At 39.1% G+C, this 16077-nt stretch carries 10 protein-coding genes; 4 read left to right on the top strand and 6 right to left on the bottom strand.

The genetic code is table 11. From position 1 onward, the window contains the following. Positions 1-185: 185 nt before the first annotated feature. A complete protein-coding gene (locus NBH06_RS03390; protein WP_250792785.1) occupies positions 186-2717 on the top strand; it encodes an ATP-dependent Clp protease ATP-binding subunit in 2532 nt (843 codons plus the stop codon). A 99-nt stretch (positions 2718-2816) separates the two neighbouring features. Further along, positions 2817-4871: a molecular chaperone HtpG gene (htpG, locus tag NBH06_RS03385; RefSeq protein ID WP_250792784.1), complete on the top strand. Its 2055-nt coding sequence runs from the start codon at positions 2817-2819 to the stop codon at positions 4869-4871. A gap of 135 nt (positions 4872-5006) precedes the next feature. Here htpG and NBH06_RS03380 read toward each other — a convergent pair whose 3' ends face one another. From NBH06_RS03380 to NBH06_RS03355, 6 genes are all read right to left on the bottom strand, one after another. After that, complete coding sequence (locus tag NBH06_RS03380; protein WP_021892591.1) at positions 5007-5921, bottom strand: dihydroorotate dehydrogenase; 915 nt, start codon at positions 5919-5921, stop codon at positions 5007-5009. Beyond that, the gene (locus tag NBH06_RS03375) at positions 5909-6688 is read right to left on the bottom strand and encodes a dihydroorotate dehydrogenase electron transfer subunit (protein WP_250792782.1); all 780 of its coding nucleotides are present in this window, start codon (positions 6686-6688) and stop codon (positions 5909-5911) included. Before NBH06_RS03375 ends, NBH06_RS03380 begins: the two co-directional genes overlap by 13 nt. Before the next feature lie 103 nt (positions 6689-6791). Then, positions 6792-7328, bottom strand: a complete 537-nt coding sequence (locus NBH06_RS03370) for a helix-turn-helix domain-containing protein (RefSeq protein ID WP_250792781.1) — start codon at positions 7326-7328, stop codon at positions 6792-6794. A gap of 715 nt (positions 7329-8043) precedes the next feature. Continuing rightward, the gene (gene uvrA / locus NBH06_RS03365; RefSeq protein WP_195331355.1) at positions 8044-10863 is read right to left on the bottom strand and encodes an excinuclease ABC subunit UvrA; all 2820 of its coding nucleotides are present in this window, start codon (positions 10861-10863) and stop codon (positions 8044-8046) included. Next, the gene (locus NBH06_RS03360) at positions 10860-11807 is read right to left on the bottom strand and encodes a lytic transglycosylase domain-containing protein (protein WP_250792780.1); all 948 of its coding nucleotides are present in this window, start codon (positions 11805-11807) and stop codon (positions 10860-10862) included. Before NBH06_RS03360 ends, uvrA begins: the two co-directional genes overlap by 4 nt. 13 nt (positions 11808-11820) lie before the next feature. Further along, positions 11821-13137, bottom strand: coding sequence for a T9SS type B sorting domain-containing protein (locus NBH06_RS03355; protein WP_250792778.1), 1317 nt, complete (start codon positions 13135-13137; stop codon positions 11821-11823). 213 nt (positions 13138-13350) lie between these two features. Here NBH06_RS03355 and NBH06_RS03350 point away from each other — a divergent pair, with 213 nt between their 5' ends. After that, positions 13351-15396, top strand: a complete 2046-nt coding sequence (locus NBH06_RS03350; RefSeq protein WP_195331352.1) for a LysM peptidoglycan-binding domain-containing protein — start codon at positions 13351-13353, stop codon at positions 15394-15396. A gap of 3 nt (positions 15397-15399) precedes the next feature. Further along, the gene (locus NBH06_RS03345; protein ID WP_155012465.1) at positions 15400-16077 is read left to right on the top strand and encodes a porin family protein; all 678 of its coding nucleotides are present in this window, start codon (positions 15400-15402) and stop codon (positions 16075-16077) included.

Raw genomic sequence — 16077 nt, 5'->3', positions numbered from 1 at the left:
TGCTGTTTAGCGTACAAAGATAACCATTTTTTGAAAAATCGAGATACCAAATTCAAGAAATAATCTTTTGTGAATAGGAATTTTCGGCATATTATTTGTTATATATAATAAACTAATAAATACCCGCCATTATTCGGCTTAAAGGTGGTATATTTGCTAAATCAATAAAAGGAGACAGATTGTTTATGGAAAGAAACTTCTCACAACATGTTAAGGAAATTCTCGGTTATAGCCGGGAAGAGGCTGAACGCCTCCAAAATTCCAACATTGTTCCCGAGCATTTATTGTTAGGAATTATACGTGACGGCGCAAATCGTGCTGTCGATGTATTGGTCGGGCTCGGAGCTTCCCTCCGAACACTGAAAAGTTCATTGGAAAATGAACTGTCCGCTTCCAATAATCACATGGAACAAACGAATGAGTTGACTATTAGTAAAAGCACAGATAGAGTTTTAAAGATGAGTATGCTTGAAGCTCGATTTATGAAAAGTTCGGAGACAGACACCGAACATTTATTGTTGGCTATATTGAAAGAGCCGGACTCTTCTGCTGCAAAAATTTTAAACACGAATGACATAACTTATGACGAAGTGGCAGCTTTTTTAAAAGGTAATGAGAAGCCGGATTTCCCTTCGCCGAGCATGGGCGCCGGATTTACGGACGATGATGACGACGAATTGGAGGAAGACCGAAATTATCGGAGGGAACAGCAAAGCGGAAATAGTACGACTGCTCAGCGTAGTAATAATGAAACTCCCGTATTGGACAACTTTGGGACCGATATGACAAAGGCTGCCGAAGAAGGTCGGCTCGACCCTGTTGTCGGACGTGAAAATGAAATTGAACGATTGGCACAAGTATTGAGCCGAAGAAAAAAGAATAATCCGGTTCTTATAGGGGAACCCGGCGTAGGAAAATCTGCAATAGTAGAGGGTCTTGCTTTGAGAATCGTGCAACGTAAAGTGTCGAGGGTGCTATTCGATAAGAGACTTGTCTCTCTCGACATGGCCTCGATTGTAGCAGGAACAAAATATAGAGGACAATTCGAGGAACGTATAAAAGCGATTCTAAATGAGTTGTCGAAGAATCCGAATATTATTTTATTTATCGACGAGATTCATACTATTGTCGGTGCAGGTGGAGCCACAGGGTCTCTTGATGCCGCCAATATGTTAAAACCGGCTCTTTCGCGGGGAGAGATTCAGTGTATCGGAGCTACAACACTCGATGAATATAGGAAAAACATAGAAAAAGATGGAGCTTTGGAACGTCGTTTCCAAAAGATTATGGTCGAGCCTACAACTCCCGAGGAGACTCTGCAAATCCTCAATAATGTAAAAGGTAGATACGAGGATCACCATAATGTCACCTATACCGATGATGCATTGGAGGCGTGTGTCAAATTGACAGACCGTTACATAAGTGACCGTAATTTCCCGGACAAAGCCATTGATGCATTGGACGAAGCCGGGGCGCGAGTGCATGTTTCTAATATTATTGTCCCCAAAGAAATCGAAAGTTTGGAGGCTCAAATAGAGACTTGCCGGGAAGATAAAATAAATGCTGTTAAATCCCAAAACTATGAGCTTGCGGCGAGTTTTAGAGACAAGGAAAAAGAATTGCAACTTTCCCTTGAATCGGCGAAAGCAAACTGGGAAAGGCAGATGCAACAACATAGAGAGATTGTCAATGAGGAAAAGGTTGCCGAAGTTGTCGCTATGATGACTGGTGTCCCGGTGCAGCGTATCGCACAAGCTGAGGGAAATAAACTTTTAGCTATGTCGGGAGAGTTGAAGCGCGAAATTATTGGGCAAGATGATGCTGTCGATAAAATTGTAAAAGCGATACAGCGAAATCGTGTAGGATTAAAGGATCCGGGGAAACCTATCGGCACTTTCATGTTTTTGGGCCCTACGGGTGTGGGTAAAACACATTTAGCAAAAAAATTGGCCGAATACTTATTTGACTCGAAAGATGCTCTTATCCGAATAGACATGAGTGAATATATGGAGAAATTTACTGTGTCCAGACTTGTCGGAGCCCCTCCGGGATATGTGGGATATGAGGAAGGAGGACAGTTAACGGAAAAAGTGAGACGTAAACCCTATTCGGTTGTGCTGCTCGATGAAATAGAAAAGGCTCACCCCGATGTCTTTAATCTATTGTTGCAAGTCTTGGACGAAGGGCGCCTAACCGATAGCTTGGGGCGCAGAATCGATTTTAAGAATACGATTCTGATTATGACATCTAATATCGGTACGCGTCAATTAAAGGATTTTGGACAAGGAGTAGGATTCTCGACTAATACTGTTTCGGAAAAGGATTATTCGAGGGGCGTTATACAAAAGGCGTTGAATAGAGCTTTCTCTCCCGAATTTTTAAATCGTATCGACGATATTGTAATGTTCGACCAATTGGATAAAGAATCTATTTTCAAAATTATCGATTTGGAACTAAGCGGATTTTACAAACGGGTGGAAACACTGGGTTATCATCTGACTATTACCGACGATGCCAAAAACTTTATTGCCGAAAAGGGGTATGATATTCAGTTTGGAGCCCGACCTCTAAAACGGGCCATACAGAAATACCTCGAAGATGAACTTGCCGAAATGATTATTCGGGCGACGGTTCAAGAAGGTGATACTATTGTCGTTGATTTCGATAAGGAGAATCAGAAGATCGAGTCTTCGATTCATAATTCCCAAACGAAATGACAAATAATAGTCGAATAAGTCAAAATGTCAGACTCAAAGAGTCTGGCATTTTTTTTGAAAAATCATAGTCAGAAATTTAAATGATAAAAATATACAATTATGCAAAAAGGTACAATTGGGGTTACAACCGACAATATCTTCCCCGTCATTAAAAAATTTTTGTATAGCGACCATGAAATATTTTTAAGGGAGCTCGTTTCTAATGCTGTGGATGCCACTCAGAAATTGAAGACATTATCTTCTTTTGGCGATTTCAAAGGTGAGTTAGGCACGATGAATGTCACAGTGTCGATTGATAAAAATAAAGGGACGTTGACTATATCGGATCGCGGTATAGGAATGACTACCGAAGAGATAGACAAATATATCAATCAAATTGCTTTTTCGGGGGCCGAAGAGTTCTTGGAAAAATATAAAAATGATGCGAATGCCATTATCGGGCATTTCGGGCTGGGATTTTATTCTTCTTTCATGGTTTCCAAAAAAGTAGAAATACGTACATTATCCTATAAAGAAGGAGCCCAAGCAGTCATGTGGAGCTGCGATGGTTCTCCGGCTTACGAGATGACCGATATCGAAAAGAGCGAGCGGGGAACAGATATTATTTTATATGTCGATGATGACAATAAGGAATTTCTTGAAGAACAACGTATCGAGACCCTGTTGAAAAAATATTGTCGTTTCTTGCCTGTTCCCGTTGTGTTTGGAAAAGAACAAGAATGGAAAGACGGGAAATATGTCGATACAGACAAGGATAGGGTCATTAATGATATGGAGCCTGCATGGACTCGGAAGCCGACAGATTTGACCGATGAAGATTACAGGAAATTCTATGCCGATCTTTATCCGGGAATAGATGAACCTCTGTTTTGGATTCATTTGAATATCGACTATCCGTTTAAGTTGACAGGGATTCTTTATTTCCCGAAAATCAAAAATAATATCGATATCAATCGATACAAGATACAATTATATTGCAACCAAGTATTCGTTACCGATTCGGTAGAGGGTATCGTTCCCGATTTCTTAATGCTTTTACAGGGTGTGATTGATTCACCCGATATTCCGTTGAATGTTTCGCGTTCATATCTGCAAAGCGATTCTAATGTAAAGAAAATATCGGGGTATATCACTAAAAAGGTTTCAGAGCGTCTGCAAGAGATATTCAACAGCGATCGCAAACAGTTCGAGGAGAAATGGGACGATTTGAAAATCTTCATCGAATATGGTATGCTGTCTGATGAGAAATTCTACGAGCGTGCTCAGAAATTCGTATTATTGAAAGATACGGAGGATAAATATTATACGCTCGATGAATATAAAAAACTGATAGAGGGCAACCAAACCGATAAAGACGGACAACTCGTTTATCTGTATGCCACTGATAAGGAAGCACAATACAGTTATATCGATACGGCTATATCAAGAGGTTACGATGTGCTATTGATGAACGGACAGCTGGATCCTCATTTCATCGGTATGTTGGAGCAGAAATTGGAGAAAAGCCGTTTCGTGCGCGTGGATAGCGATCTGATTGATAAACTAATCAAGAAATCGGATACAACTTCAAATACAGCTCTCGATGAGCAACAGCGCGATATAATGACTTCTGTTTTCAAATCGCAGATCCCTGCTATGGAGAAAAGTGATTTCTTGGTTATGTTCGAGCCTGTAGGTGCGACTGCTCAACCTATCGTTATTACGCAGAATGAATTTATGCGTCGTATGAAAGATATGGCTGCTATACAATCAGGAATGGCTTTCTATGGGGAGCTTCCCGATAGCTATAACCTCATAGTGAACACAGATCACCCTCTTTCGCAAAAGGTTATTGCTGATACCGAAAGTGCTTGTAAGAGTGAATTAACTCCTATATTGGACGAGCTGAAAACTGTCAATGAAGAAATCGAACGGTTACAAGAGGCAAAAAAAGATAAAAAGGACGATGAAATTCCCGTAGCAGATAAGGAGGCTTTGAAGCATGCTGAGGAAAAGGCAAAAGAATTGAGAGCAAAGGAATCGGATATATTGAAGACTTATGCCGACCGGACACCTTTGGTTCGTCAGTTGGTCGACTTGGCTCTGCTTTCCAATAATATGTTGAAGGGAGAGGCTCTGAGTAAATTTATCAAACGGTCGGTTGAAATGCTCTAACAAGCTATACAGATATAAAGTAACGCTTTAATATCTGTTCGCAAATATAATATTAAACTGATACTTTAATAGCGAATGTGGATTGTGCCATCTAATACAATCCACATTCGCTATTTTTATACTATTGATAATAAATTAATTACAAATCAAACCTCCGATAAGCTCTTTTACGGATGCAATGTTGTTCCTATCGAGATATTCGTCTATTCCGTCCGCTATTTTTTCAGTTATTTGAGGATCTATGAAGTTAGCTGTTCCGACCTCTATGGCAGATGCACCGGCCAATATAAATTCAACGGCATCGGTGGCGTTCATGATTCCTCCCAATCCTACAATAGGGATTTTTACGGCATGGTAAGTTTGCCAAACCATACGCAATGCGATGGGCTTAACACATGCACCGGATAATCCCCCTGTAATTGTAGAGAGTACCGGTCTGCGACGATTTGAATCAATAGCCATACCCAACAGAGTATTGATCAGGGATACGGCATCGGCGCCTTCGGCCTCGACTGCTCGGGCTATCTCGGTAATATCGGTAACGTTTGGCGAAAGTTTGACAATCAAAGTTTTAGGATAAACTGCACGCACAGCTTTTACCACAGCGGCAGCACTTTGGCAGCTTGTCCCGAAAGCCATTCCACCCTCTTTCACATTCGGGCAAGAGATGTTTAACTCAATTCCCGGAATCTTGTCCAATGCAGCGATTTTCTCTGCCGTAACGGCGTAGTCTTCTATTGAGGATCCCGATACATTTACCAAGAAATGGGTATCGATATCTTTTATGCGAGGATATATATTTTCGATGAAGTAATTGACACCTTTGTTTTGTAATCCTACTGCGTTGAGCATTCCCGAAGGCGTTTCGGCCATGCGAGGATACGGGTTGCCTTCTCTATGATGCAGCGTCGTTCCTTTTACAATGACTCCTCCCAGCCGAGATAAATCGACGAAATCGGCAAATTCTTCGCCGTAGCCGAATGTTCCCGATGCCGTCATTACGGGATTCTTCAAAAGCAATCCACCTATATTTACTTTTAAATCTGCCATTTTAGTTTTTCTATATTAAAGATAGGACCTTCCTTACATACACAAGTATTGCCTTCGATCGTATCTTCTACGCAACAGAGACATGCGCCTACGCCACAGGCCATCATATTTTCGAGAGATACTTCACAGGATATGTTTCGTTCATGAGCAAATCGGGCGACGGCTACCATCATGGGTTTCGGGCCGCAAACATACAGCTTATCGAGTTTACTATTTAACAAGGAGTGCTGAGTCACGAATCCTTTTTCGCCCAAAGAGCCGTCTTCTGTGGAAATATATACATCTCCAAACTGCCGAAACATTTCATATTGCAGTATATCCTTGTCTGAACGGAATCCTAACAAAAATTTGGGGGTATAATTCCGTTCTTTTAAGTATTTGCCCCAATACAGCATCGGGGCTATTCCAACGCCTCCTCCGATAAGCAATATATTCGAATCTGTTTCATCGGGTAAACTGAATGTATTACCCAATGGTAAAACCAAATTAATACTATCTCCTTGTTTCAAATCGCATAAAGTCCGAGTTCCTTCACCGGCTTTTCTTATCAATAGCCATAGTTCATTGAGAGAGGAATCGACAAAATTGATAGAAATCGGACGCCTTAAAAATGTACCAGGAGATCGGTCTACACGAACCTCGACAAACTGCCCGGGTAACATATCGGGCAACGGTTCATTATTATCGGGTTTCAATTTCAAAAGAGCATAATTATCGTGCAGTTTTGTGTTTTCAACAACCCGAAAGTCAAGAATATATTTTTTCATAAAATTATTTTAGCTGAACAAAGATAGTATAAACCCAAAAGCGAAGCAAAAGTTTATCGGATTATGCAATCGTTTTATTTCTCCTTTAAAAGATAAAGACGAGTTATTCATTGTCCGGGGAAAATGTCTCAAACGTATTATCGGAGTAGAAAATCATGATTTTAGTTACTTTTTTATTTTTTACGACCTGTTCCGATGGCTCGAAAAATGGTGCTTTTAAGTTTGTTACTTCTTCATTTTCAAGTTTATGGTCCTGTTTTTGATGAATATTAGAGCCATTTTCCCTCGAATATTTTGAAGGAGCTGTATATTCGTCCGGTTTTATTTCATTCTCCTCGGGAAATAAAGATGTTGAAAATTCTTTGGAGGGTGAGGTAATGTTTTCGGCCGAAGGTATTGTCGCCGTCAAAATCATAGGGCCTGTTCCATATAACAGCCAATAGATAGATAAGTCGGGATAGGCAGAATGTATCTTCCCAATGGTATTGATACTGATCTTCTGATTTCGTCCACCCAAAATTTGAGACATTGAAGATCTCTGTATCTTAGTTGCATCAGCAAATTGCGTAACAGATATACCCTTATACTCTATAAAACTTTTCATTCTTTCGGCAACAATTAGAGCTTCATTTTCTTCCATTTTTAGGGGTGTAAATAGATTCGTAATAATAAAATTATAGTTTACAAATGTAACAAGAATAAATAAAAAACACAAGTTTGTTTTGTAAATTATTTGATTTACAAATGCAAACAAAACAACGTGCTGTATACTTCATAAATAGCCTATCTTGTTTACCAACAAGATTATTTATTAAAAGTATTATTTTATATTTATGCCTATAATTATTTAGAAATCAATATTTTATTATTTTATATATATAATACTATTTGCACATGTCGTTCAGAATTCGAAATTATACCTCGAATATACTTTATATTAAATGTATAAAACATTGGTTTTTAACTGTTTGTGTTGTATATATTGTAGATATAATAATTGTTTATAAACCTCCGCGCTTGGTGGATATGCAAATGTAACACTCCTACCCTTTATGAGTTACAGATTTTTATTTTGTGTAATTGCGTTTTGTGCGTCACATTTGTAAATAGCGGTTGTAAATTACAAATGTAAACAACAAACTGGTTTATAACTCAACTTCACGAGATTTTATTTTCCAAGTACAGATGTAAACTTGTTCAAAAATATGAGAATTATACGCCCCTTAAATCCTATTCAAAATAGATTTATACTATTGATTCAAAACATATTACAACTGTAAATAGCGTAAAAATGGATTCAAATTTTATACTTTGAACCCTTTTCTATCTTTCAAAATCGTAATATGTCGTTTTTCTTATCCCTTTAATTCCGCCTTTAAATAACGAGCCGTAAAAGTATTCTGTACACAAACTTCTTCCGGAGTACCCGTTGTTAAAACATATCCTCCATTTTTACCGCCTTCCGGTCCCATATCGATAATGTGGTCGGCACATTTGATTATATCTAGATTGTGCTCAATGACTATCACGGTATTTCCTTTATCTACCAATCGGTTCAACACAGAGAGCAATACTCGAATATCTTCGAAATGTAATCCTGTGGTAGGTTCGTCCAGTATATAGAGAGTTTTACCTGTATCTCTTTTTGAAAGTTCCGCAGCCAGTTTTACCCGTTGACTCTCTCCTCCTGATAATGTCGTAGACGGCTGCCCCAGTTTAATGTATCCGAGACCAACGTCCTGTAAAACTTTAATTTTAGAAATAATAGAGGGTATATTTTCAAAAAATTCCACGGCTTGATTGATGGTCATATCCAAAACATCGGCAATAGATTTTCCTTTAAATCTTACTTCAAGGGTTTCTCTATTGTATCGTTTCCCATGACAGGCTTCACAAGGTACGAGTACATCGGGCAGGAAATTCATTTCGATAGTCTTATATCCATTTCCTCCGCATACCTCGCAACGTCCTCCCGGAATATTGAACGAGAATCTACCCGGTTTATAACCTCGGATTTTGGCTTCTGGCAATTCGACGAACACGTTGCGTATATCGGCAAAAACACCGGTATAAGTGGCCGGATTCGACCGAGGCGTTCGACCCAGCGGCGATTGGTCGACCGTTACGATTTTATCGATGTTTTCCAATCCTTCTATTTTCTCATAGGGTAACGGATTTTGCAAAGAACGATAAAATTTTTGACTAATAATAGGTTGCAAAGTCCCGTTAATCAAACTTGATTTACCACTCCCCGAAACTCCTGTGATACAAATGAATTTTCCCAGAGGAAATTCGACGGTCACATTTTTTAGATTATTTCCGGTAGCTCCTGATAATATTATCTTTTTTCCGTTTCCAGTTCTCCTTTGGGGGGCAAATTCGATTTCTTCTTTACCGGTAAGGTATCGAGCCGTAAGAGTGTCGGTTTTCAACATTTCTTTCGGAGTTCCGGCGAAAACGATATTTCCTCCCAGCCGTCCAGCCCGAGGTCCCAAGTCTACAATATAATCGGCTTCGAGCATCATTTCCTTATCGTGCTCCACTACAATAATCGAATTCCCCATATCCCTTAATTCTTTTAAAGACTGAATCAACCGAGTGTTATCCCGTTGATGAAGTCCTATACTGGGTTCATCGAGAATATAAAGGACATTAACCAATTGAGACCCTATTTGAGTCGCTAATCTTATCCGTTGGCTTTCTCCACCCGACAATGTGGCAGAAGCTCTGTTCAGGGATAAGTAATCCAAGCCCACATCGACGAGGAAATGCAGTCTGTTACGTATTTCTTTGAGAATCTCGGCCGCAATTTTACGTTGCTGAGGAGATAAATATTCCTCTACATGATTTACCCACTCGTATAATTCCGAAATATCCATATCGGCTAGATCGGCAATATTTTTTCCTGCGATTCTGTAATGTAAAGCCTCCTTGTTCAAGCGATGCCCTTCGCATAGCGGGCATGTAGCTGTCGTGACGAATTGTCCGGCCCATTTTTGAGCTTGCGATGAAGCGTCGCTTTGCTGTTGAATTTCTATATATTTTATCAGACCATCGAACGATAAAAAATAGTTCGAAGTTCCCAGCGATTCATTTTTAATTTGCAAACGCTCGTCTGTTCCGTTCAGTATATCGTCTAACGCTTCTTCCGGAAGATTTTTGATAGGGGTTTTCAAACTACTGTCGTATTTTTCACAAATCGCGGCGATTTGCCAAAATATCAATGAATTTTTATATTTGCCAAGCGGAACGATTCCTCCTTCATAGATGGATTTTTCGTCATTCGGGATAATTTTGTTTTTGTCAATTATATTGACATATCCCAGCCCCTTACATTTCGGGCAAGCACCTTGTGGGGAATTGAATGAAAAGCTATGAGGAGCCGGTTCACTATAAGACAACCCGGTTTGCGGGTCCATCAATGTCCGGCTGTAATGTCTTATTTCTTGTGTCTCTGCATCGAGAACCATCAGTTGGCCATCTCCTTGTTTCATCGCAGTCTTGACACTTTCCTGCAAACGCCGTTCATCGTCTTTATCCACGATTAGTTTATCGATTACCAGTTCGATGCTGTGGTTTTTATAACGGTCGAGTTTCATTCCATGCGTTATTTCCCGTAGCTCTCCGTCGATTCTGACCGTCAAATAACCTTTTCTCCGAACTTGCTCGAACAAATCTTTATAATGTCCCTTACGGTTACGAACCAATGGAGCGAGGATATAAGTTTTCTTATTCTGGTATAGGTCCATTATCAGAGAAATGATTTTCTCCTCGGTATAACGAACCATTTTTTCCCCCGATAAATAAGAGTATGCTTCCCCTGCCCTTGCAAACAGCAACCGAAAGAAATCGAATATCTCTGTTGTTGTTCCTACGGTCGAACGAGGGTTTTTATTCGTCGTTTTTTGTTCTATGGAAATGACAGGACTCAATCCGGTTATTTTATCTACATCTGGGCGCTCCATACCTCCGAGCATATTCCGTGCGTATGCTGTAAAGGTCTCAATGTAACGCCTTTGCCCTTCGGCAAAAATAGTATCGAATGCCAATGACGATTTGCCGCTGCCGCTTAATCCTGTAATAACGGTGAGACTGTTCCGCGGAATATTGACATCTATATTTTTAAGATTATGGACACGAGCCCCATATACTTCAATTTGTTCTTCTGCTTTCATTTTTTGTCGATCACCCACTCTTTTTTATAAGTAGTAAATTTACGTTTCGTATAATACAAATCGTCTTTCATCGGTATTTTTATATAGTAAACTTTTCTGGACTTATCTGGTAAGAAACGGGAGCGAAGCCACGGGTTGGCTTCTTTTAATTGGGCATAAGAAACGCCCTTAGATTGAGCGAATACGGCTAGGTTATTAATCGTGGTATCTACTTTTATTTCCGAATATCTGATTGGTTGATAGAGTTGTTTGGTTTTTAATTTGTATCCATATTTTGCCGGAGAAGAAAATATTTCTTTCATGGCTAAAATGCGAAATACATAACGAGATGTTTCTTCGTTTAACCATAAATCGAACGATCGATCGGCCAGCTGTTTTTCCAATTCGGTCGATATACGTCCCATACCGGCATTATAAGATGCTGCGACAGTCGTCCAACTACCGTATTTTTCATAAGCATCTTTCAAATATTTGCAGGCTGCGCGAGTGGACTTTTCTATATGATAGCGTTCGTCTATATCGTTATTTACTTCTAGTCCATATTCTCTTCCCGTACGAGGCATAATTTGCCAGATACCAACGGCTTTTGCCGGTGAAACGGCTCTTGGATTCAAGGTACTTTCAATAACGGCTAAATATAAAAAATCGGTCGGGACTTTCTCTTCTTTCAATATAGGTTCCAATATGGGAAAATATCGATTGGCTCGTTTTATGGCTAATGATGTAGACGAGTGCATATAACATAGCGTGGTGAGTTCCCTGTCGAATCGTTCATACATATCCAGACGGTCCAGATCTACAAGCTCATTTGCGAATTTCACTTGTAGTGGAAATTCGGGAACGATTACATCGGAAAATTCGTTTGTTGTATTTGCATATCCTTTAATGAACAGCGGTATATACAAAAATAACAGTACAATAAAAAAATACCTCTTTGGCGTCATTTACTTATATCCATTAATTTTTAGGACGTAATATATTGATGTGTCCCTTTAATTTCATCTTTTTATTATTTGCCCCCTTTGCTTCTATTACATAATAGTATACTCCCGGGTCTACATATTTGCCACGATACTTTCCGTCCCAACCTTGATCGGGGCTATCGAAGTAAAACATTTGAACTCCCCATTTATTGAATATCCAACATTTAAAACTAACGATCGATTTATAAGCTACTTTCCATTCGTCGTTAACTCCGGGGCTTGTTCCCGGTGAAAAAACGTTTGGTGCTTCCAAACGAGGTTCTCCGATATTTATGGTGAATGTCTCGCTGTATGCCTGACATGTAGCGGTACTATTGCTGGCTACTAAGCGAACATAAGTGACACCCTCGTCTCTGAAAGTGTACCATAAAGTTTCATCGTTATACCGGGCAATTGTATTTGAAAAGTCCTCCTTGTCCGAGAATTCCCATTCGATATGAGTAACAGCATCCGTTACATAAGCTTTGAATTCGATCTCGGCCGGTGCAGACCCACCCAAATAATCGGTGGGATGTCTATCGTCTTCATTCGTGGCCTCTTCCCGATATGTCTGTTCTGCCGTCGCTGTCGCCCCTATTGCCGATGTTATATATTCCTCGGTCGACGCCGTCTGAGACAGCCCCCAATAATTCAATATTTGATCTCCTGTTACTGTAAAATCGGTATTACAGAGAGGTGACGGTACTTGGATAGAAGAAGAAAAGTCATACACCGTTTCTGTCTGGAATGTTTGGGTATATGCCAGAGACTCTTTATCCCATGTCAAACTCATATAACTAACCGTTAGCTCACGGCGTAGCGATTTAGGGGCTCCATTGATCGAGTAGTAATTGAGCTTTTCCCCTTCCCCATCTAGCATTAATGTGGTCATATCGCACTGACCTTCTTCATTTGATGTAGAAACAGCTTTAAGAATCAAAGGAGATTGGGAATAATCAATTATCCATAAATAATAACTCTCTCCATTTTGTTCAATTATATATCCACAATCGGCTTCCGAAATATTCAATGTAGAAGTGTTCCCGTTTTGTATAGCTCCACTTATCGGGGTAGACGATGCTGCACCGTTTTCCCTGAATAGGCGACAAGAAATGGGAGAATCGTCTTCCCCCGAAAATTCGATCGTTGCGTTATTTAGCGAATATATCACAAAAACACCACCTGTTAAACCGGTACTAATCTCTGGTGTATGGTTATAGGCAGGTCTTCCCCCTCCCGATACGGTAATTTGTTGAGCATATAACTCACCGATTGTAATGATGCACGCGAAAAATAGCAGGTATCTACGCATATTTATCCAAATAATAATGAATGACAAAGTTACAATTTTTCAAGTAATCGTGTTTGTATCTTGAATTTAAAATTTCCCAATAATCTCGTTTCCGAGAGAGAAATGGTAATATGATTTCCATAATCTCGATTGGGTTTGCAACTAACGATATTTTTATATACTTTTGTTTCTTGTATATCAAGTTTGTATATATAAAGATAACGATTTGAAAATATGAAATATACTCGAATAACCATAGCTTTATTATTTTGTTTTGCCTTCACTTTTTTGTTGTCTGCTCAGACAGAGAATTTACAAACAAAGATTATAGACGGGAAAGAATTTTATATTTATAAGGTTAAACCGTCGGAGGGATTTTATATATTATCTCATAAATTCGGTATTTCTCAGGAGGAAATTATTCGCTATAATCCTGCCGCTAAAAATGGCTTAAAAAAAGGACAGCTGCTCATGATTCCGACAAATAAGGGCGTGAATAAGCAAGATTCTGAACCGGAAATCGAAAGCACATTTGAACATACAATCGTACGGGGAGAATCCCTGTATTCTATTTCAAAGACTTATAAAGTCCCTATTCGAAGCATTATTGCACTTAATCCGGGTTCTGAACGTGGAATAAAAGCCGGTGCGACTTTAAAGATTCCACAACGTTATCAAAAGCCTGAGAAACAATCTATTCCTCTTGTACAAAAGGACACTCAAACAGCAATGAATACCGCCGATAGTGAAGTTTTAGAGGATTCTTCGAACGGGACATCGAATGAATATGTCTATCATACGATTGCCGACGGTGAAACCTTATTTTCTATATCAAAAAGATATGATGTTGACATAGAGACTATTTTGAAACTTAATCCCGGTATTTCCCCTACTCATATGAAGAAGGGTTCCGTGATACGCATAACTCCCGATACGAAAGAATTAAATGTTACGATAGAGCCCAAACAGTTATATACGGAATATAAAGTAAGGAAAAAGGAGACTTTATATAGTATCTCAAAAAAGTTTGGAACGACTGTTGAAGAGATAAAGAAATGCAATCCGAACATAAAACAAATAAAGCAAGACGATATAATAAATATTCCCGCAGGAATAGAGTACAATACAGTTACTGCGGAAAATCCTATCACGAGTGCAGAAATCAATAATATATACAATAAGTTATATAAAAGCGACAAGAAGGGGGTAATCAATGTCGCGGTTATACTTCCGTTTATGTTGCGACAGTCGTCTCCCGATACGAAAGCCAGTTTATATACCGAGTATTATCAGGGATTTTTAATGGCGGTAGACAGCCTTAAACGTCAAGGGGCCTCTATCAATGTATATGCGTATGATTCCGAAGAGTCCGAATCAACCGTTCGTCGTATTCTTTCAGATCCGATATTAAAAGAAATGGACTTGATTATCGCTCCTGAAAATGATAATCATATAAAATTAATCGCTGATTTCGGACTGGCCAATGATATAAATGTCGTTAATACTTTTTCGCTTAAAAACGAGGAGGTTTCGCACAATGCAAAAGTATTCCAAACCAATATTCCCCATTCCTATTTATATGCAGAAGCTGCGGACAGATTTATCCGTTATTTGGGGAATCGGAAAGTCGTATTTTTATCTCATACACCGGAAGAACCCGACAAAAGAGATTTTATCGGCGGTCTGAAAGAAGAATTGGATCGAGCTCATATCGCTTATCACGAAATAAAGTTCGGTAATGAGTTGAACCTATTAGATCAGGATTCTATATTAGCAGATGCAAGCGGGATTGTATTTGTACCTACCTCGGCCAAAAAGAAGGTTCTTTCTTTAATTGTAGCTCCTATTGAATCATTGAAAGAAAAAAGAGCAGATTTGGATATTGCACTTTTCGGATATCCGGAATGGCTGACACAGGTTCCCGAATATCTGAACGAATTTTATAAACTAAATACTTATTTATATTCCCGGTTCTATGCCAATCCGTTCGAGGAAGATACGAAGACGTTTCACAAACGATTCCTTTATTGGTATAATAAGGATATGATAAATGCCAGCCCTCAATATGCTTTATTAGGATTCGATACAGGAATATATTTCCTTTCGGCTATACGGGAACATGGGAAGAATTTTGCGTCGCAGGATATTCGGCCTTCGATCGATCGCATACAAACCGATTTTTCATTTCAGCGTGTAAACAATTGGAGTGGCTTTATCAATAAATCTTTTTATTTCATCAATTTTACACCTAATTTCACAATCAGGAAAATTAGAGAATAAACGATGAAACTTTTGCGATACATACTATTTGTTATAGCAGTTGTGTCTCTGCAATCAGGATTGGCACAGAGAAGTGATTATCAACCTGAATTTACAGTGGGAGTAAAGGGTGGAACGACCCTTTCGAGAGTTTCGTTTACTCCTACTGTAACACAATCGCTACTTTTGGGTTACACCGGCGGGGTATCGGTTCGTTATATCGAAGAAAAATTTTTCGGGTTAATTGCTGAAATCAATTTTACTCAGTGCGGTTGGAACGAAACTTTTGAAGAAGATCCCTATACCTATACTCATACGTTGAATTATGTGACAATTCCATTTCTGACTCATTTTTTCTTTGGCAATCGTGTCGTGCGTGGATTTGTCAATGCGGGGCCTCAAATCGGACTTTTATTGGGGGATAGTTATAAAAGCAATTTTGACATTTATAATTTGCCTGAGTTCAGCCAAAAAAGTAAGGTAAAAGAAATATATACGATGGATATAGCCCATCGATTTGATTATGGTATTACCGCAGGAGCAGGTATTGAGTTTCGTATAAAGAAAACACATGGTATCGTATTGGAAGGCCGATACTATTATGGATTGGGAGATATATTCAAAAACAGGAAGAAAGATGTATTCGCGGCTTCCCACAGCCAAATAATAACGGTATCACTGGGATATTTATATCACTTTTAA

The organism is Barnesiella sp. B2-R-119 (genome assembly GCF_023656675.1).
Taxonomy (GTDB): Bacteria; Bacteroidota; Bacteroidia; order Bacteroidales; family Barnesiellaceae; genus Barnesiella; species Barnesiella intestinihominis.
The sequence above is the reverse complement of the archived record's forward strand: the minus strand, read 5'-3'. Positions and strand labels throughout refer to the sequence as shown.

Excerpts from the sequence above, each read along its gene's own strand:
- NBH06_RS03345 (WP_155012465.1), top strand. The coding sequence starts at position 15,400 with ATGAAACTTTTGCGATACATACTATTTGTTATAGCAGTTGTGTCTCTG.
- NBH06_RS03360 (WP_250792780.1), bottom strand. The coding sequence starts at position 11,807 with ATGACGCCAAAGAGGTATTTTTTTATTGTACTGTTATTTTTGTATATA.
- NBH06_RS03390 (WP_250792785.1), top strand. The coding sequence starts at position 186 with ATGGAAAGAAACTTCTCACAACATGTTAAGGAAATTCTCGGTTATAGC.
- NBH06_RS03375 (WP_250792782.1), bottom strand. The coding sequence starts at position 6,688 with ATGAAAAAATATATTCTTGACTTTCGGGTTGTTGAAAACACAAAACTG.
- NBH06_RS03380 (WP_021892591.1), bottom strand. The coding sequence starts at position 5,921 with ATGGCAGATTTAAAAGTAAATATAGGTGGATTGCTTTTGAAGAATCCC.
- htpG (WP_250792784.1), top strand. The coding sequence starts at position 2,817 with ATGCAAAAAGGTACAATTGGGGTTACAACCGACAATATCTTCCCCGTC.
- NBH06_RS03370 (WP_250792781.1), bottom strand. The coding sequence starts at position 7,328 with ATGGAAGAAAATGAAGCTCTAATTGTTGCCGAAAGAATGAAAAGTTTT.
- NBH06_RS03350 (WP_195331352.1), top strand. The coding sequence starts at position 13,351 with ATGAAATATACTCGAATAACCATAGCTTTATTATTTTGTTTTGCCTTC.
- uvrA (WP_195331355.1), bottom strand. The coding sequence starts at position 10,863 with ATGAAAGCAGAAGAACAAATTGAAGTATATGGGGCTCGTGTCCATAAT.
- NBH06_RS03355 (WP_250792778.1), bottom strand. The coding sequence starts at position 13,137 with ATGCGTAGATACCTGCTATTTTTCGCGTGCATCATTACAATCGGTGAG.